Annotated in this window: 14 protein-coding genes, 1 tRNA gene and 3 pseudogenes; 6 read left to right on the top strand and 12 right to left on the bottom strand. The window is 39.4% G+C overall.

Translation table 11 applies throughout. The features are described 5' to 3' along the window. Positions 1 to 92: 92 nt before the first annotated feature. From fruA to fruB, 3 genes are read right to left on the bottom strand one after another with little or no spacing between them, the layout of a single operon-like run. Positions 93 to 1,787: a PTS fructose transporter subunit IIBC gene (gene fruA, locus AB6N04_RS14250; RefSeq protein WP_369308957.1), complete on the bottom strand. Its 1,695-nt coding sequence runs from the start codon at positions 1,785 to 1,787 to the stop codon at positions 93 to 95. Positions 1,788 to 1,798: 11 nt separating this feature from the next. Continuing rightward, the gene (gene fruK / locus AB6N04_RS14255) at positions 1,799 to 2,743 is read right to left on the bottom strand and encodes a 1-phosphofructokinase (RefSeq protein ID WP_369308958.1); all 945 of its coding nucleotides are present in this window, start codon (positions 2,741 to 2,743) and stop codon (positions 1,799 to 1,801) included. Beyond that, a complete protein-coding gene (gene fruB / locus AB6N04_RS14260; RefSeq protein ID WP_369308959.1) occupies positions 2,740 to 3,885 on the bottom strand; it encodes a fused PTS fructose transporter subunit IIA/HPr protein in 1,146 nt (381 codons plus the stop codon). The genes fruK and fruB overlap by 4 nt, the downstream gene beginning before the upstream one ends. Positions 3,886 to 5,089: 1,204 nt before the next feature. Between fruB and AB6N04_RS14265 the strand changes: the two genes are divergently transcribed. Further along, entirely contained in the window at positions 5,090 to 6,361 is a 1,272-nt protein-coding gene (locus AB6N04_RS14265) for a DUF4225 domain-containing protein (protein WP_369308960.1), read from the top strand. Between the two features lie 315 nt (positions 6,362 to 6,676). Here AB6N04_RS14265 and AB6N04_RS14270 read toward each other — a convergent pair. Continuing rightward, a pseudogene (locus AB6N04_RS14270) lies at positions 6,677 to 7,854 on the bottom strand (IS3 family transposase). Positions 7,855 to 8,415: 561 nt separating this feature from the next. On the opposite strand from AB6N04_RS14270, the gene AB6N04_RS14275 reads away from it, so the two are divergent. Beyond that, positions 8,416 to 8,700 carry a hypothetical protein gene (locus AB6N04_RS14275; protein ID WP_369308961.1) on the top strand — a complete coding sequence of 95 codons (285 nt, stop codon included), beginning with the start codon at positions 8,416 to 8,418 and terminating at the stop codon, positions 8,698 to 8,700. 59 nt (positions 8,701 to 8,759) lie between these two features. Here the strand turns inward: AB6N04_RS14275 and AB6N04_RS14280 are convergent. Continuing rightward, positions 8,760 to 9,023 (bottom strand): annotated as a pseudogene (locus AB6N04_RS14280) (transposase); the annotation flags it as partial. Between the two features lie 14 nt (positions 9,024 to 9,037). Beyond that, positions 9,038 to 10,146 (bottom strand): IS3 family transposase gene (locus AB6N04_RS14285; protein ID WP_369312124.1). Its coding sequence is split into 2 segments (ribosomal slippage): positions 9,038 to 9,894 and positions 9,894 to 10,146, totalling 1,110 coding nucleotides; the frame shifts between segments, so codons are not numbered across the junction. A 366-nt stretch (positions 10,147 to 10,512) separates the two neighbouring features. Here AB6N04_RS14285 and AB6N04_RS14290 point away from each other — a divergent pair. Beyond that, positions 10,513 to 10,770 carry a hypothetical protein gene (locus AB6N04_RS14290; protein WP_369308962.1) on the top strand — a complete coding sequence of 86 codons (258 nt, stop codon included), beginning with the start codon at positions 10,513 to 10,515 and terminating at the stop codon, positions 10,768 to 10,770. Between the two features lie 74 nt (positions 10,771 to 10,844). On the opposite strand, the gene AB6N04_RS14295 is transcribed toward AB6N04_RS14290, so the two are convergent. The 4 genes and pseudogenes from AB6N04_RS14295 to AB6N04_RS14310 all read right to left on the bottom strand — a co-directional run bounded on the left by AB6N04_RS14295 (position 10,845) and on the right by AB6N04_RS14310 (position 13,609). Further along, positions 10,845 to 11,900, bottom strand: coding sequence for a hypothetical protein (locus tag AB6N04_RS14295; protein WP_369308963.1), 1,056 nt, complete (start codon positions 11,898 to 11,900; stop codon positions 10,845 to 10,847). A gap of 188 nt (positions 11,901 to 12,088) precedes the next feature. Then, a pseudogene (locus tag AB6N04_RS14300) lies at positions 12,089 to 12,921 on the bottom strand (DUF932 domain-containing protein). A gap of 71 nt (positions 12,922 to 12,992) precedes the next feature. Then, entirely contained in the window at positions 12,993 to 13,394 is a 402-nt protein-coding gene (locus tag AB6N04_RS14305) for an antirestriction protein (RefSeq protein ID WP_369312126.1), read from the bottom strand. A 130-nt stretch (positions 13,395 to 13,524) separates the two neighbouring features. Further along, positions 13,525 to 13,609, bottom strand: a tRNA-Leu gene (locus AB6N04_RS14310). Between the two features lie 691 nt (positions 13,610 to 14,300). Between AB6N04_RS14310 and ampH the strand changes: the two genes are divergently transcribed. From ampH to AB6N04_RS14325, 3 genes are all read left to right on the top strand, one after another. Then, positions 14,301 to 15,524: a D-alanyl-D-alanine-carboxypeptidase/endopeptidase AmpH gene (gene ampH / locus AB6N04_RS14315; protein WP_369308964.1), complete on the top strand. Its 1,224-nt coding sequence runs from the start codon at positions 14,301 to 14,303 to the stop codon at positions 15,522 to 15,524. 366 nt (positions 15,525 to 15,890) lie between these two features. Next, on the top strand, positions 15,891 to 16,325 hold the full coding sequence (locus tag AB6N04_RS14320; RefSeq protein WP_369308965.1) for a hypothetical protein: 435 nt from the start codon (positions 15,891 to 15,893) through the stop codon (positions 16,323 to 16,325). A 424-nt stretch (positions 16,326 to 16,749) separates the two neighbouring features. Beyond that, on the top strand, positions 16,750 to 17,235 hold the full coding sequence (locus AB6N04_RS14325) for a hypothetical protein (RefSeq protein WP_369308966.1): 486 nt from the start codon (positions 16,750 to 16,752) through the stop codon (positions 17,233 to 17,235). Positions 17,236 to 17,294: 59 nt separating this feature from the next. On the opposite strand, the gene lptG is transcribed toward AB6N04_RS14325, so the two are convergent. After that, on the bottom strand, positions 17,295 to 18,371 hold the full coding sequence (gene lptG / locus AB6N04_RS14330; RefSeq protein ID WP_369308967.1) for an LPS export ABC transporter permease LptG: 1,077 nt from the start codon (positions 18,369 to 18,371) through the stop codon (positions 17,295 to 17,297). Next, a complete protein-coding gene (lptF, locus tag AB6N04_RS14335; RefSeq protein WP_369308968.1) occupies positions 18,371 to 19,468 on the bottom strand; it encodes an LPS export ABC transporter permease LptF in 1,098 nt (365 codons plus the stop codon). The genes lptG and lptF overlap by 1 nt, the downstream gene beginning before the upstream one ends. Positions 19,469 to 19,661 lie beyond the last annotated feature (193 nt).

Genomic DNA, 19,661 nt, shown 5'->3' on the forward strand with positions numbered 1-19,661 from the left:
AAAGGGAACAATGTAAAATATTTTACATGATTAATAAAAAACTCCCCCATGTAGAGGGAGGTAAAATACCATGACTTCTGTTTATATCGGCATCAAGTAAGGCTCGACATCTCTTGCTGCGCCTCTTGCGAGCTCGCTTTTTTGATAATGGCATACAGGACACCAGAAACAAGTGTACCAACCACGATAGCCAGTAAATACATGAATACATGATTAATAGCCCCAGGGATCAGCAAGACAAATAAACCGCCATGTGGTGCCATTAATTGAATCGCAAAGTACATTGACAGTGCTCCAGTGATTGCCCCCCCAATAATACAAGCAGGCAATACACGAATAGGATCTTTAGCAGCAAATGGAATTGCCCCCTCTGATATAAAACACAAACCAAGAACAAAAGAGGCTTTGCCCGCTTCACGCTCTGCTGGAACAAATTTATGTCTTGCCAACAAGGTTGCAACTCCCATCGCTAATGGCGGTACCATGCCTGCTGCCATAATGGCCGCCATTGGTGCGTAAGTTTGCGAACTCAATAGACCGACCCCAAAGGCATACGCTGCTTTATTAACAGGTCCCCCCATGTCAGTACACATCATCGCACCAAGGATTGCCCCCAAAATGACTGCATTAGTTGTTCCCATGGTGTTCAGCCAATGAGTTAACCAATCCATTAACCAAGCAACTGGATGACCAATAACATAAATCATCGCCAACCCGGTAAACAAGGTTGATATAAGCGGCACAATTAAGATTGGCTTCAGTGCTTCCATTGTGTGTGGTAATTTCAATCGGGTACTAATAAAGTGGGCACTATAACCCGCGAGAAAGCCTGAAATGATCCCACCTAAAAAACCAGCGCCTAACGTGGTTGCCAATACCCCACCGACCAAACCCGGTGTTAAACCTGTTCGATCGGCGATGGAGTAAGCAATATAACCAGATAAAACGGGTACCATCAAAGCTAAAGCAGTATGCCCACCAATTAAACTCAGCGCCCAGGCTAATGAGCCTTCAACATTTGCAGCATCTAAGCCAAATGCAAATGAAAGAGCAGTACACAACCCACCAGCGACCACCATAGGTAACATATAAGAAACCCCGGTTAATAAGTGGCGATAGACGCCTCTTTTTTCACCTTTATTACTCGGTTGTGTCGCGGCTTTGTGACCTTGTGGAGTAAACAGTGTGGCTTCTATTTGTGCTTTATCCAACTCTTGAGCTGTTTTTTTCAATGCAGCACTCGTTGAAGTACGATACATCCGTTTTCCTGCAAATTTATCGACATTAACTTCAATATCTGCTGCAACAATCACTAAGTCTGCTTTAGCGATCTCTTCTTCGCTAATTTCGTTACCTACACCGACGGAACCTCGAGTTTCAACTTTGATATTCCAACCGCGCTTTTTCGCTTCCGCTTCCAACGCTTCAGCGGACATATAAGTATGTGCAACCCCTGTTGGGCAAGCAGTAACAGCAAGAACAGAAAAAGGCGTTGATGCATCCTCAGCGGGTTGTACTGCTTGGTATAGTTTAGCCTGCTGTTTTGCTTTTTGTAGAAATTGACTCGGATTTTGTACCGCATTTTCAAGCGTATCGAAATAGACTTTTTTACCTGCCAAATCATAATGTTCTGGAACATTATCTCCAGCGACAATAACAATATCTGCTTCTGACAAATTTTCAGTAACCGTGAATTCTTGGGCGGAAGCAGCGTTTTTTAATGCGTCAATAGCCAGCCAAGCAATGGCTGGATTTTGTTGACGATTTGCTGTAATGAATATTTTCATGGTGTCTTTCCTTACTCAGGCTTGAAAGGGTGTAGATCAACCCGCGCCATCATACGGGCAAGCTGTTCGCGATCCGTGATCCCCACATTCGATTGCGATACAGCAAGCGCAGATACAGCGGTTGCAAGTCGTAGAGTATGTTCACTGGTTTGACTCATCATCAGGCCATAAATCAAGCCTCCAACCATGGAATCCCCTGCACCAACTGTACTGATCACTTCACACTGTGGCGGCTTAGCAAACCAAGCTCCGGATGAATTCACCCACATAGCGCCTTGCGCGCCTAAAGAAATCACGACATGTGCGATCCCTTGAGCCCGAAGTTGATTAGCGGCTTCCACAATATCTTGATGGGTTCGCAACGGCCTACCTGCCCAAATCTCTAATTCGCGATGATTAGGTTTGACTAGCCAAGGAGAGGCTTTTAAACCCGCAGCAAAAGCCTCACGGCTGCTATCAAAAATGACGCACATACATTCATTGCGTAATCGCATCATCCATTTAGTAAACTCGTCTAATGCCACTCCTGTAGGTAAACTACCACTAACGCAAATCATATCGAATTGCCCAGCCCAACTTAGGGAGTCAGCAACAAAGCGCTGCCAATCGGCTTTTGTTATTTCAAACCCCGAAAAGTTTAAGTCGGTCACTTCGCCATTTTTTTCAGTGAGTTTGACATTGATACGTGTACGTCCCTCAACCACTTGAAAGCGGTTAGCAATCCCTGTTTCGCTAAAAACTTTTTGAAACCCATCTTGGTTTTCTTTTCCGAGGAAGCCGCCAACAGTGACATCAATGCCAAGGTTTTTAAGTACCTTAGCAACATTGATACCTTTACCTGCGGCATGTAAGCCTGCTGTCTTGACTAAATTCACATCGCCTTTATCAATTTGAGGTAATAAGCCAACTAAATCATAGGCTGGATTTAATGTAATTGTTGCAACCCTACGACTCATGCTACTTCCTCCCCCAACCCATCATTAATGGCTTGAGCAATAGCGGACATCGCTTCAACGGCATCAGCACCTTGTGCATTAATACGTAAACGATGGCCTTTTTTGGCACCTAAACTGACCACTTTCATTAAACTGCGTCCATTAACAGGCGTGGCTGAACCATCAAGGTTAGCCACAGTGACGTTACTGTCGTATTTTTTAATCGTGTTGACTAATATTGTACTTGGGCGTGTGTGTAGCCCGTGTGGATTACGGATCACAAACTCCTCGGTAATCCCTTCAGCCGTTTCCGTTTCAAGCAGCTCACTGCCTGCTAATAAAGAAGCAAGCGCATCAGCATCCGTCACTTTCAGCAAAGTTTCAATTTGTTGGTGCTGAAGCAACTGGTTCAAATTAGCAAGGAACGGTGCGACTTGCTCGTCCGCATAGGAGAGTGTGATCAGCATTTTCACAGGTTTGCCTTGATAACTCAGTGATGATTTGGTTGTAACCAAAGTAATAGCACTGTGCAGGTTACCGACTGGGCTATCACTTAGCCAAATACCTTCCCCAAGATAATGTGGGGATTGGGTCAACACATGCGTAATAAATTCGGCATTAATAACTTGATGCTCTTGGAGATGAGCCAAATTTAATACTTGTAATGAATTTAAACTGTTAGCTTCAGTATTTAATGTCACCATTACACCATCAAATTTGAGAGGTTTAATGGTTTCCTCCCCCATTAAAAGGCGACGTAGAAGTTCAGCTGAATCGGCTTTTGCCATCGCTTGGGCGACGGCTTCATCACTGATGATATGTGTGAGTTGGCGTAGTAGTGCAAGATGTTCATTCGAAAGTGCTGCAATACCAATAACAATGTAAGCGATTTGCTCATCTCCCCAATCAACACCTTGAGGAAATTGAAATACGGCAACACCTGTTTTAATCACTTGGTCACGTGTCTGTGTTGTACCGTGAGGGATTGCAATACCATTGCCTAAGAAGGTTGGTGCTTGGTTTTCTCTTGCGAGCATTCCAAGTACATACCCCTCTTTAACATAACCAGCTTCAGCTAACGCTGTGGCGACTTGCTTGATAGCCTCGTCTTTACTATCTGCTGTCGCCGCAAGATGTACATCTTGTACTGACAGGTTGAACATAGTGTCTCCTCATTGCCATAATAACTGAATCGATTCAATCAATATAAGCTTAGCCCTATTACATTTAACTTAATATAGCATTGTTATCGTTACCATTGATGCTGAATCGTTTCTTATTGCTTAATTAAGCTACTCTACATTCCCTTTATATGGCTATTAAATTAGTCGACAAATGTGATCTTCGTCTAATTTTTAGACGAAAATTAATATTTAGCTGAAACTTGCTGAAAATAATATTCAGTTTAGTTATATGAAAAAGTTGCATAAAATCTATTGTATAAATTGATGATGATTGATTCATTTTTCAGCAAAAAGAACAAGAGGTAAATGTGAGTTTGCATAGAGAATAGAACTTACTGATACTGAGGCTGTTGATCCTTGCTACTGATTTTTACCGCTAAAAAAGGATCAAAAAATAATCCCCAAAGTGGATAAATGCATCCGTCGTGCTGACTGGCGACGATTTGAATCAACTATTGTCCCTAAACGGACCCTACGGGTTCGATTAAAGCATGTTTCACTCATTTGATGCGACGTTAAGAGGCTCTTACCTTGCCTAAAATGGCGTTAATTCGAATAACAGTTGACCATTAAAGATAAACAGCACCTAATACCGCTATTTTGGGATTTAATCTTGCCCTTTTATTTTTCACCATTCATAGAAACAATTTTACCGGTGTTGTTTGAACCACTATATGTTTCAATGACGCCAAAATTGAGTACTGTCGTAATTTAATCAATTACTCTGCAAAACTCACCTGCTGTATTAGATTCTAAGTAATGCTGATTGATATGAGTTAAGTGAGATTGGCATGTATTAAGCAAAAATACAGAGAAACTCTTATGAACACTGGATTATAAATGCAAAAAAAGACACCAGTTGACGTTTATTTATATCAAGGACGATCTCGCTTTCATTAGTCAATAAGTTGTTTATGATTGATATAAATAATAGAAAAAATTTTGTATACTCAAATCTATACCCCGTGGTTTGAAGTTTGAAAACTGAGTTACGTATTTCTATAATTTCTTTAAATAAACCGCCGTCATAAAACCCTATTTATTTTAGATATTAATATTATACAAAAACAATCGCTAGCCACTCTTATTTATTGTAATTAGTGAAAATTATTAAAAATAACTTGTCAATCTTTTGTTGTTAATTAACAATACAATCAAACTTAAGCTAAATAAAAAGATATTCATGGCAATAGGCTACTTTTTACGAGTTGGTGATAAAACCACCTGTGGCGGTCAGATTTTAACCGGTGATAATACCTTTATATTTCATGGCAGAGCTGCTGCACGTCAGGGGGATTTGGTTACCTGTGGCAAGCATTCAGGAACATACAATATTCTGGGTGGCGTTAGCAATGTATGGGGTAATGGCCGTATGATGGCGGGAACACTGGATAGTTTTAGCTCCTGTCCATGTAAAGCAAGACTGATAAACTCCATCACTGACTGCTACAGTAAAGAAGATGAGCCGATGTCTCGCGCATATAACCCTGTAGCTCCCGAAACTCCGACTCAGCAACCAATTAGCCAACCAAGTAATCATTACGCTCCTTCTATTATTGCCAATGACAGCAACAAAATTAGAATTGATGCACAACACCTAATTGATTGTGCTGATGAGCTTTGTGAAAAGCATCTCTATTATCCTGAAGTAAAAAGCGAATTTAAAAACGATGTTGAAACTTTTGCTTATCAAATTGTTGATCAGGTTGAATCTGGCCAAAAAAGTTATGAACAAGGTTCTGCCGAGTTAAAACAGGAAGAAAAGAGCTTAAGAGAACAAGCATTTGACCTTATTTCTAATGGATTATCCATTGTTGGCGGTATAGCTATGACTGGTGCAGGTATTGGATTATGTTCTACTGGTCTAGGTTGTTTAATTGGAGCACCTCTGATAGCCCACGGAGTTAATGGGATTTATGAAGGAGGAGTGGGAATTTATCAAGGAGATAGCAATATTCAAGGTCCTTTACGTGAGGGATACAAAGCCACGGCGAAATTATTAGGTTTTAATGAATCAGTAGGAAATCTAGCCTATGATCTCATTGATTTAGGTATCTCCATATCAGGCAAACTAAAACTCATTCCAAAGCTAAATGAATACGGTAATCCAAATAAAAATATATTCTTTAAAGAATATATGAGAAAAGATCTTGAGTATGCTTATAAACAATTGAGTAATAGGTTACTTATGGTTGAAATTGTTAGTGATGGTCTTTCGTTACTGGATATAACGGATGATATTAAAAATATGATTGTTATTGATAAAGAAAATAATCATATTAGTCTTGTTATCAATGAACCTGAAAAAATATCAAATGTTAAAGAGATTGTTGATGAGTGCTATACGGCCATGCTAATCACGGGTAATGATGATACTCCATCGAAAATACTCGTATGCACAGATAAAAATGGCAAACCGTATTATGCGGATTTAGCTGGTATTCCATTAGGTTAAAATCAGGAAAAAAAGTGATCTATTTTATATATTACAGTCTAAGCATAATCAGCTTTTTTTTATATGTATCCTTAAAAAAGAAAAAGTTATCTGATTACAGGAATAATCGAAAATTAAACTATATTAGAGTAATATCTATCATTAGCTTTTACTGCATGGGAACATTTAGCTTATACCTTATGAGTATTGGAAAAAATGATGACATTAAAGATTGGAGCGTCCTAATATCTTCATTAGTATTATTATTAATGTACTTCTATTTTATCTCTACATTAGAAACACCCAAAAGATAAAATCTACTATGATATGAAGTGGTCAATAAAATCTGGCCACAGTTTTAGAGTTTTTCCAAAATAATCGTTCCGACTCATTGGGTGTTAACCCACCGTTATATTGATGGGGTCTGAGTTGACTGTAATAGCCAATGATATATCGGGTTATTTCTTGTTGTGCCTCTATCATATTTCGGTAACCTAATGCGGGCACCCATTCCGCTTTTAAACTTCGAAAAAAACGCTCCATGGGTGCATTATCCCAGCAATTACCGCGTCGAGATAAACTTTGCTTTATTTGATAGCGCCATAATAACTGGCGATATTCGCGGCTTGTATAATGCCTACCTTGGTCACTATGGAACAGAAGGTTTGTCGGTTTTCCTCTCAATTCAAAAGCCATCGAGAGCGCATTTGCTGTAAGTTGACTATTTGGTGAAAAGGACATCGCCCAACCAACAGGTTTTCGAGAAAATAAATCCATCACAACAGCAAGATACATCCAGCGATTACCCGCCCAAATAGACGTGACATCACCCACCCAAACTTGGTCTGGCTCTGTAACAGCAAATTGACGTCCTAAATAATTCGGTATTTCAACGTGTTCCTGAACGGCTTTCTTATATCGATGTCTTGGTGTTTGGCAACTCACTAAACCTAATAATTTCATTAAATTAGTCGCTCGATAACGGGATAATTTTATCCCTTTTGCAGTGACCATACCCGCAATTGTCCGAGCGCCCGCGGAACCTCGGCTTTGTTCATGGGCTTCGCGCACTTTAGTACGTAGCTGTAATTGCCCTATCGTCACTTTCTTTGAGCGATAACACCAATATTTGTAGCTGCTTCGATGAACATTAAACACGCTGCATCACATACTAACACAATAGCTCTGACTCAGTTTTTTGATTAACGTGAATTGTTCAGCGAGTCCGACATCACCAGAGCAGTAGCCTTCTTTAGAATTTCATTATGCTCTTCTAGGCGAGCAATTTTCTTTTTCAATTCACGGAGTTCAATTTATTGAGGCGTCATCGGTAAGGCTTTGGGTGAAATGCCTTTACGCTCTTGTTTAAGTTGGCGAACCCATCTGTCCATGGTGGATTTACCCACATTCATGGCTTCTGCGGCTTCAATCGTAGAGTAGTTTTGGTCAACAACGAGTTGAGCCGCTTCAAGCTTAAATTCAGCACTGAAATTGCGTCGAGTTTGCTTTGTCATATATGTCACCTGTTAAGTTATGAGGCGTATAATAACACCTCTATTCAGGTGGCCAAATTAACTATGCCACTTCACACCTATATTTCAACATCAAACCTTATTGAGTATAATTTTTACTATTTACCTTTTATCTATAGCCCCCTTATTCTTTTTATGCATCAAAAATAAGATAATTAATGGCTATCGTTTTTTCTTTTTCATAGCTCTACCGTACATATTGTCTGTAATTACTTGGTACTTTAATATTTATATTTCTAATCCGAATCATTACTCCAGTAGTGGTTCAATCACTGGAGTATTTGGCCACATGTTCATGGTTTCTTACGTAATACATGGTGTATTTTTCATTCCTATAGTTGCATATGCAGCTGATTTTTCACTTCGTAAGATATTGAAGTTACTGAGGTTAGATGATAATTAACTTTAAAGTAAAAGAAAAAACCTTAAAAAAGTGAGCCTTATATGATATCAAACAATGATGCAACGTTTCCTACTACAAATATACTGATGATAAAGGGAAGGGAATGAGCAGAAGTATCACACTAATGGAGATATTATGAAATGATTCCCTATATTGCTTACTATTTTTTTGCTTTATTAGGCGTAATAGCCTATTTTGAAATAAAAAAACGCTATGCTGTAAATTATCATCATTCAAAACGATTAATTCTGGCAAGACGGCTCTTAATCATTTCTGATTATATTATTGCAGCCTATGGTATTTACTTAGCCTCAGAATTAAAAGGAGATACATTATTCAATTGGAGTATACTCGTTTCAGCTGTGATCATTTTATTAATTTATTTAAAAATGATATGGGCATTAGAGTCTTTAGGACGGCGTTAATATAGGGTAGAGCCTTAGTCTACCCGACCCTGTAAATAATTCTGTGTATTTGCCTTTCATTAAATGTGGCCGTCTAGGCGGTCACCAAACTCAATAATAAAACGACTCATTGCCTGTTTCCAGTTTTGAATTGGCATACTCCATTTTTTAGAGGCTGATTCGATGGCGAGATAAATCACTTTTCTGACTGAATCATCACTCGGGAATACTTTTCACTTCTTAATAGCATGACGAATAACACTATTGAGTGATTCAATCGCATTTGTCGTGTAAATCGCTTTGCGAATATCATCGGGATAAGCAAAAAACGTATTTAAATTCTCCTGTTCACTCCCCATTAATTGAGACACCCCAAATTAGAGTTTTCTAACTGTTTACGATAGACCTCCGGTGGGAGGTGATTTAAACTTTCATGAGTTCGATTCAAATTATAATCTTGTTGCCAAAACCACACCATTTCACGTACTTGGCTTAATGATTCAAATAAATAGGCATTTAAAAATTCACGGCGAAATGAACCATTAAAGCGTTCGATAAAACCGTTTTGTTGCGGTTTACCGGGTTGAATATGGCATAGCTCAATCTGATTATTTGTACAATAATTCAATAGATTAACTGAAATAAGTTCAGGCCCATTATCCACGCGAATTTGTTTTGGCAATCCTCTATCGATTTTCAAACGTTCGAGTACTCTAATAACCCGTTCAGCTGGCAACGAGGTATCCACTTCAATCGCCAAACATTCACGTGTTCCTTCATCGATAATATTTAAGGTTCTGAAACGCTTACCACAATATACACTGTCATGTACAAAATCCAATGCCCATTGAACATTCGGGATTTTTTCAATCACTAACGGCCTTTTTTCACGTACAGGGCTCACTTTTTTAACACGACGTTTTAGATTTAATCCTAATCGGCAATAAACACGATAAATGCGTTTATGATTAAAGGAATAACCTTGAAATCTCAGCCGAAAATAGCACTTCCAAAATCCTGATTGTGGCGATTTAGCTAAAACGGATTGGAGTGCATCAATCACTACACAATCTTTTTTACGCCAATCAACAGATTGACGATAAAATGTTGCGCGTGATAATGATGTCAGCTGACAAGCTTTCATGACTGATAAACCGGCACTCTTCAATGATTGAGCGCTGGACTTCTTCTCAGTCACTACCAACCCTTTTTTGCAAAAAGTGCCTTCATGGCATGATTTTCAAGGCTAACTTCTGCAAACATTTTTTTGAGCTTTGCATTTTCCTCTTCAAGCTCTTTTAATCGTTTAACATCATTAGCTTCCATACCACCATACTTTGATTTCCAATTGTAGTATGTAGCATTACTAATCCCATTTTGGCGGCATATATCTTCCACTTTCATACCAGAATCAGCGAGTTTTAAGATATTAACGATTTGAGTTTCAGTAAAACGGGCTTTTTTCATCATGACCTCTGCAAGTTTTAGGGCAGAAAATCTAATTATAGCTGTCTTATTTTAGGGGAAGTAGACATTACTAGATAAGGTTATTATTGATTTTATTAGATATTTTTTATTATATGGATAATTTGAGACGTTAGTATACGTCAAGATGGTGCGAAGGCCGGACTCGCTTTTTATATGCAATGCATTGTTTTTGTTTGAAATAAATTAATAGAAAAATTTTTGTATACTTAAATATATACTCAGCGGTTTAAATCTATCATTAGATTAGCTGTATCTCATAGAAACATGTAGTTTATCTATCTATTTAACTATAGAACATTTATTATTTATACTATGTAGTTACTCACTCATTTAGTAGGCAATATTATGGTAACAGTAACAAGAGAAATAATGAAAGAATGGATAATTGAATGCCTACAAGAAAAAGGCGGTAAAGCTTGGCCTCGTGAAGTCTCAAAATATGTTTGGGAGCACTATGAATCTAAGTTGAAGGCTTCCGGCAATATTTTATATACATGGCAATATGATATTCGTTGGGCAGCACAGCAGTTAAGAAATGATGGTACTCTTAAAGCAGTGAACGGCAGAAGAGATTTGCCATGGGAGTTAGACTCATCGTTATGATAAATAGAACATTCTATTTATCAGTTTTAACAAATTATAAATTGAGACAACGCTATTTTAAGAGATGCTATACATCATATCTTACAATTTTTTTCAGCTTCCTGTACTAATTTTAAAAGAAGCTTTATGTCTAAACCAACATCACCATATGTAAAACTAGTTTCAACAATATTTTTTTTCGATTTTCGTAAATCATAATGAACATGATCAGGCCCATAAAAAATATCATGATGATCAGCTGAATCAACCCTAGATAGCGCCTTTCCTTCAGCACTTAAAATATTATAGGCATAATTTGATAAAGAATGTTGTCTAATTACTATAGTAATTCCAGAATGTCTACGGGCAGTTACAGTATTTCCATCAACTTTAATAATCGAACATTCAAGACTTGTTTTAAGAACATCACAAGTCTGCTCGAGACATTCTTCAATAGTTAATGGGAATGTATTTGAAAATATGTCTCTACCCCCCAAATGTTCTGAGAGATAATTCAGTAATGTTGATTTATCCTGAGATGCTACCTCATGTTCCAGACATAGTTGCATACCAATCATCATTCCTGAGTCTCCATAAATTGTACTGGTTGCTACTCGATCTGTTTCTACACCACAAACTAAACATTTCCCATTGGAAGATAGCCAAACCCCTTGATTTACAGACGTATTTTTCAATCTCCCATCAAGTAAACCATTAAAAAAATTTGAATCCATATTTCTTTTATTCAACCAAACTTTATAACGCTGCATATATCCAACATCATCGATTAATTTTGAAAAATTAGTATCATCTATAGGATTCAGTTTAACTCCTTTATTTTCAAGATAGCTACCTATTCGAGCAAACAAAAAAAGATCACTTGATTTCATAAAATAAATTCTAGCTGCTGGAAAATGAGTTGTTGGCTTATACAACGCATTTATATGTAAAACATCAGCACTAATATAAACATGAACATCATTTGCATCACGCATCATCCAAAGTAATTCTTCTTTATTAAGCATTTCTATGGTTAATACAGGTTTTCTTTCCTGTAGTACATTTCCTCCCAAACACTGAATCATGCTATCTACAGCCGAACCACTTAACTTAAGATTAATACAATCAGTTATTACATCTGTTAGTTTCACTATACTCTTCCTTATTTTTATTTAATTTCACAATAATCAAATTATCAAATAGCTTACCAAGCATTCAATAATTTCATTCCTAATCCCTCACCAAATAATCACAATATTGCCTTGATAAAATATCTTCTAGTATCAATTAACATAAAATGTATTTGAATAGACTAACTCCTATTTTTATATATGAATTCTTATTTACTAAAATGCTCATACATCTTCTCTGTCATCACCCACAGTGCCTTATTCAATTTGATATTGTCCACTCCCCATCAATGCTATTAACAAAACGCGTGCGAGCTCGCTTGCCTTTAGCGTTCCTACCTGATAATCCTCCCTTGATTAAATTTTCCTGTAAACGTTGGTACACCGTCCACAGATCATCTTTCTTATCTTCCCAGCGACGAGGTTGTAATACTTGCTCTTCGGTAATAGGTTGATGCTCCTCACCAAAGCGATAGGTTAAAGCCGCATGTGCCAAGGCCTGCTGTGCTGGTGGCGGTAACAATAACGATTGCATCTGTTCGCGCTTTTCAGCCACCGTATCAAACGTTTCCAATACCTCATACGCCCCTTCAATCACTTTACCCACCACATCGCCTTTGTGCGGTACACGCACTTCACCAAACGTATCTCCGCAAACCAAACCATTTTGACATACCGCTCTAAATAGCCCCGGTAACATCTGATAGCTACTTGATCCATCATGACTGTTTAAGAGGATAATTTCAGGAACTTGAATCCCTGTGATTTGATCGTGTCGCCTGAGCCGTAACATATGCTTGATGTGCTCTCGACGGCTGGCATCGCGTACACGAATCTGGCAAGCGAAGAACGGGTAGAAGCCTTCCTTTTGAAGACTATCTAATAAGGTAATGGTTGGGATGTAAGTATAACGTTCACTTCTGGATTCGTGTTTTTCTTCTGAAAATACGATAGGTACTGTGCGGAACAATTCTTCAATGGTTAACGGGCGGTCACGACGAATGCTATTTGCCGCACCAAAGCGGGAAGCTAAACGAGTCATGGGAATTTCTCTAAAGATGAATTAATGGAGATAAGTCAACGCTGCGAATGGATCTGATGAGAAAGAATGATTTAATCGATTATATGAAAAATTTCAGTAGATTCAGCATGCTGTATTGCATAGTCACGAAGCTGATAGAAACGCTCGACGAGAGTGTCACTTTCCGTTTGAAATGACCATAAACTGTACATCATCAAACATACAGCAATGCCTGCCGCTTCACAGCTAACGTTCGCTTCATTGCCATTATGCGGATTGAATAGCGTAAGCTCCTCTTGATTCAAATCGGGATAAATAAATGCACCACCGTTAGATAAGGTGCAGTATTCCCAATAACCGCTAGTGTACTCATCGCAGAACTGGCCCATAATAGTGAAAATCACGACTTCAAACGTAGCGAAGCCTTTAACGGTGCAAAAGTGGCTTTGCCAGAAATTTGGCCTAACAGAAAGTGTGTAGATACAATCAATTATACCAACAGCAGGTACTTGATGTGGGTTGACCTTAGTATACTTAGGAAGACTGAAAAGTGGGGAAAAGCCTTGTAAACTTAAGATTTCAGATACAAAAAAAGACGTCCGTTGACGTCTCTTGATGTTCTTATGGTGCCGAAGGCCGGACTCGAACCGGCACACCCGAAGGCGGTTGATTTTGAATCAACTGCGTCTACCAATTCCGCCACTCCGGCACTGAAGTGATGTGTTTCTTGGAAAACGCTGCCATTATACTTGCCTTGTGTCTACTGGCAACACTTATTCGTGTTGCGGGCGATTGTTCGATTAAAAAAAAAGCATATTGAACAATAATACGGTGAGCAGATAAGAAAGCTTCTTTTGTTTATATATTGATTAATGAGTATGTTACTTTTTTGCTAATTATTTTTTCATACCCGTACTTGGGCGGCTAGGGGCTGTTGTTCTTTGATGGTCAACTGTTATTCGAATTAACGCCATGTTAGGCAAGGGGAAAGGTTCGCCGCCGAGTGAACTTGACTAGAGCCTTTCAACGTCGCATCAAATGAGTGAAACGTGCTTTCATCGAACCTGTAGAGCTGCGTTTAAGGACAATAGTTGATTCAAATCGTCGTCAGTCAGTACGAGGGAAACATTTATCCATTTTTTGGATTGCTTTTTTGGTCTTTTTTAGCGGTAAAATTCAGCAGCAAAGATAAACAGCCCCTAGCGATAGGCTATTATTTTTGTTAGTTTAACCGCAATCAAGTGCAATATTAAAAGGCGTTATTATGGGTTTTGTAGGATGGATAGCAACAGGGGTCGTTATTGGCATCGTAATTGGTGCAATAATGCGAATTTTCGCTAAGAAAAAATAAGGTTGGCTGAAAAGCCACTTGCAAACAATCATATCGGCTGGCTCCAAACATGAAGAAATCATTTCTAAAAATTCTGTCTGTATCTGCGTTGTCCCTTGCTTTAATGGCATGTTCAACCAAGACAGAAAAAACACCTAAGTTTTTACAAAGTAATGATGTTGAATCCTCAGATTGGCAGGTTTTTGAGGGAGATAGAAGGACTTACGAGCGCGTCGCCAAGATTGTCGATTTATATGCTAATCGTATTTTTAATGAGAGCGATGCACGAGGTATGGCGATTATCGTTATTGATAATAACCAAACACTATCCCGTTATTATGGTGAAACCGCACCCGGTAATGGAAAGAAGCCTGGTCCAAATTCATTAATTCGCATAGCATCGATTACCAAATTAATGACAAGCGAAATATTAATTAAGCTTGAACAAGACAAAAAACTACTTATTACCGACCCACTACAGCAGTATGCTTATCACGGTGTTACGGTGCCTGACAACGGCAGCGGGCAACCAATTCGTTTGTATCATCTTGCAAGCCACACCAGTGGGCTGCCGCGTGAACAACCCGGTGGTAAATGGGGTCGTCCCGTGTTTATTTGGCCAACACAAGATAACCGCTGGGCATGGTTAAAAACAGGTAAGCTGGATGCAACACCAGGAACAGAAGCCTCCTATTCTAACCTCGCTTACGACTTATTGGCTGATGCGATGATCAAGGCTACTGGTCAGCCATATCCACAGCTATTTAGCCATTATGTGACATCTCCTGCGAAGATGACGGACACGACTTACACCCCAAGTAATGCGCAATGTGCCCGTTTAATGGAAGGAACTAAACCAAGCCCATGCCATAACACCCTTGCTGCAGCAGGTAGTGGTGGTGTGTATTCAACGCCTGCAGATATGCAAAAGTGGATGCAACAATTTTTATCCACCGATACTAACTTACGTAAAGCTACGGCAGCGCGGGAACAAGGTATTTACTTTCCGCGAGAAAAGCTATTAGAAATTAAAGGGATGGATGTAGCTGGTCATGCTGATGGGCTAGGCCTCGGCTGGGTTTATATGAAACCGAAAAATGGCATTCCCGGCATTTACCAAAAAACGGGCGGCGGTGGCGGCTTTAATACCTATATGGCGATGATCCCCCAGCAAAACATTGGTGTTTTTGTGGTAATGACTCGTAAAGATAGTAGCAAATTCAGCAAGTTAACTTTGGGTGTTAATGAGTTAGTCGCATCACTCTCATCTAACCATGCGTATGGGAAACATTGAAAGGGTACCGTCGACGCTTTACAAGCAATGGCGAGTTATACCCCTACTCTAAAACGCGGATTTACCCGGGTTATTACGTTGATAGCAACAACAGCCTGATCCCATCAGGCTGTTCAGACTGCTGACAAACCGATTAGGTTTGCCAGCAGGTTGGAAAGGTTTTGAAAAAATAAGGAAAATCAATATATTGATTTTCGCCTGATAACACAAAGTGGGAAAACCACGCTTTTCTCCCACTTTGTCAACAACCTCAACAGCCTGATCCCATCAGGCGGTTTTTAACAATTTTATTCTTTGTTTTTATAATCAATTTCCCCCCGTTCTCGGTATGCTTTTTGTCTGTTAATTCGACTTAAAGTATTTAATATGAGAATAAAAGCTTTTTCATTACAGTCTGACTTTTACGCCAAAGAGTGCCATAAAATCAGCCAAACTGAACTAAAACAAGTGTTAAATCACATTAAAAATCACCCAGTTCAAGTTCCAAAACCAAAATCCATTGCGCTCCAAATTTCTGAAGATGACTCAGATGATTTAGCGCTTTTGGCAGTAAGAGCCTATCGACAAGAAGAAAGGCGTATTTACCGAGAAGAGTGCAATGCCGCTTTTAAATTTAAAGTACAAAACAGCATGAAAGGGGGGATTTTTTCCCTTGCTCAGCAAATTGCTAATAAAAGCGGTAAAAATATTTTAGCCATTGATAATGTAGATAATTCAAGCTACCCAAAAAGAAAATTATTTAAACCGCATCCCCCTTTATTAAGGTTAATCAGTTCACTAGGCTATTCACTCCTTGGCTAAACATATCCATTATTTCAGGTGAGTAGCTGAGCGTTTGCATATCACTATTCGGTAACTCGTGATCTCATCGCCTAAGGCTGTTTATCTTGGATGGTGGATTTTGATTCGAATTAAAGCCATTTTAGGCAAGGGAGAGCCATTTAACGCAGCATCAAATGAGTGAAACGTGATTTAATCGAACCTGTAGGGCAGCGTTTAAGGACAATAGTTGATTCAAATCGTCGTCAGTCAGTACGACGGATATGTTTAGCCATTTTTTTTGGTTTTTTTTTTTGGCTTTTTTAGCGGTAAAAATCAGCAGCAAAGATAAACAGCCGCGAGCAATTTAGCCTATTTTTTAATTTACGTAGCGCTTTATACAATGTTTTCGCTTTGCTAAAGGCTATGCTTATTTGCTTTTTTATTACTCAAAAAAGGAAATAAGATGAAAATATCATTATTTTTTTCACGTCATATACTACGACCCAGTACCACTAGACAAGGCAACGCTTCTGAGTTAGTCCTACAACTGAGAAAAATCGCTAACCACCATAGCGTTTTCCCTACGCCTCAAAAGCCAATTCAGATAGAAATTGACCTTAGCCAGTTTGACCATCTCAAGCTGAAAGATTTAAGGAAAACCCCTGAATATCAACAGCAAGTGGCTGACGCTCGCCAAAATGCGCAAAAAGAATTTGCAAAAATAGAACAGCAGAATGCCTACAGGATCCGCCAATCTTATACCGCAAATGGCGGATTTTTTTCTTACGCTCAGCAATTAGCCAATAAAAGCGGGGCAAATGTGATTGGTGTTAAAGGGGAATATGTCAGTTCATTAGAAGGAAATAAGCAACAATACATCTTATTTCGACCGCAAAATAAATTTCTCGAGATCCTCAGTAACTTCGGTAATTATCTTCTGAGTAAATAATGGTAAAAGAAACAGGCTGTGAAACATAACAATCCACAGCCTTTTATCAACATAAACGGTTATTTCCGTTTAACTAACAAGACAATACTCACAATTAAAAACAGTAAGCTTGGTAAGATAGCAGCAATAATCGGAGGCACGGAATACACAAGGCTCCAGTTACCAAATCCTTGGTTGAGCACGTAAAATAAGAAGCCACCGACAATACCCGAAACCACTCGAACCCCCATTGGAACAGTGCGTAGTGGCCCAAAAATAAAAGAAACTGCCATTAGCATCATCACTGCCGCGGATAACGGCGCTAAGATTTTTTTCCATAAACTTAGCTCATATACCGCTGCCACTTGCCCACTCTCTTTTAGGTATGAGACATATTGATATAGACCCCGAATTGATAACGAATCGGCATTAAGGGAAACGATCCCAAGTTTTTCTGGGGTCAGGTTAGTTTTCCAGTCAACCGTCAACCGTTGTGAACCTGTGATTTTTTTCTCGCTACTGAGAATCGACTCATCCACCTGTGATAACACCCACTGCTGATTAGCCGTATCGTACTCACCACTTAAAGCAAACATTACTGATTTTAATTTTTGTTGTTCATCAAAGCGATAAATGGAAATATCCTGGATTGACATTGCGTTATTGATGCGCTGAATATGAATAAAATCACGACCATCTTTTGCCCACATTCCCTCATCAGTTACCACTAATGAATTACCCACAATTTTTTCTGCGCGGTAATTTCGTGCCCACTGCTCCCCCGCAGGGGCAATCCATTCACCGATAAACATGGCAACAATCACCAGTGGAATAGCCGTTTTCATCACCGACAGTGCGATTTGCAAACGCGTAAAACCAGAGGCTTGCATCACCACAAGTTCACTACGGGAGGCTAGCGCACCAAGCCCCATTAAGGCCCCCAATAGTGCAGCCATTGGAAAGAAAATATCGATGTCTTTTGGTACCGTCAGTAAGGTAAATACCCCTGCACTGAGTGCGGTGTAATCCCCATCCCCCACTTTGCGAAGCTGTTCGACAAATTTAATGATCCCAGACAGCGAAACCAGTAAAAATAGCGTCATCAAAATAGAATTTAAGATGGTTCGCCCGATATATCTATCTAAAACACCAAACATCAAGCCGCCCCTTTACTTAATTTAAGACGCATACGGCGCATTGGGACAGTATTCCACGCATTGAGGATCACCGCCAAGGCCAAGTAGCCTAAGTTCACTGCCCACATGGTATAACGAGGGTCAATGTCACCTTTATCAGCGCTATTACGCAAGGTACTTTGCAGTAAGAAGAAAATAAGGTACAACAACATGGCTGGCAACATGCTAAGGACACGCCCTTGACGAGGGTTTACTTCACTTAATGGCACGACCATTAAGGCCATCACCACCACAGAGAAGACGATTGTTAAGCGCCAGTGAAATTCGGCATTCGCCTCTGGGGTATTTTCCGCCCACAGTTGCAGCATATTTTTTTGCTCAACGCGATCATTACGTGTTTCACCTGATTGGTGATCAACAATCGCTTGGTAGTTCACAAAATCTGTAATACGAAAATCACGCAATAATGCGGTTCCTTCATAGCGAGTCCCTTCATTTAGCACAACCACTTGGCGACCATCGGGGTCTTCTTTCATATAGCCGCTATCCGCGACAACCACAGAAGGGCGCTGTTCATTCGCCGCACGCAATTGAGCAAGGAAAACGTGTTTAAAGTTGCTGCCTTTAACATCACCAATATACAGCACGTAGTTGCCATCTTTTGTGGTTTTAAATTGCCCTTCCACCATTGCCGCAAGCCCCGGATTTGCTTTTGCATCCGCAAGCACTTGTTCTTGATATTGCGATGACCATGGCAACATCCACGTGATATTGGCAATCGCCACCATTGCCGTGATCGTAGCAAGCACTAATGCGGCTTTGACTAACACGCTTTTACCCAAACCACAGGCATGCATCACCGTAATTTCGCTTTCAGTATAAAGTTTACTGTATGTCATCAATAGCCCAAGAAATAGGCTTAAAGGCAAAATAAGCTGCGCCATTTCAGGCACACCTAGCCCCAACAAAGGAAGTACTAAATTTGAGGGAATATTGCCCTGAACAGCTGCGCCCAAAATGTCTATCGACTTCTGGCTAAAAAAGATTAGCATCAATACAAAAAGTATGGCTAACTGGCTTTTCAGGGTTTCTCGTACCAAATATCTAATAATGATCACGCTTATTACGCCTGTGAAAACTTGTCTTTTGGGAAGAAAATGGCTAAGTTCGTTCAATGTCTGCCATTTACTAACATATACTCTGGTTTATTGTATGGCTAGAATGATATAAAAGCATTCTCTATACTGATTGAAATATCAGAACATGCTTAATATTCGTGAAACCAGATATACTTGCCATACTTCACGTTGT

It is taken from the genome of Providencia rettgeri (assembly GCF_041075285.1).
GTDB classification, from domain to species: Bacteria; Pseudomonadota; Gammaproteobacteria; order Enterobacterales; family Enterobacteriaceae; genus Providencia; species Providencia rettgeri_G.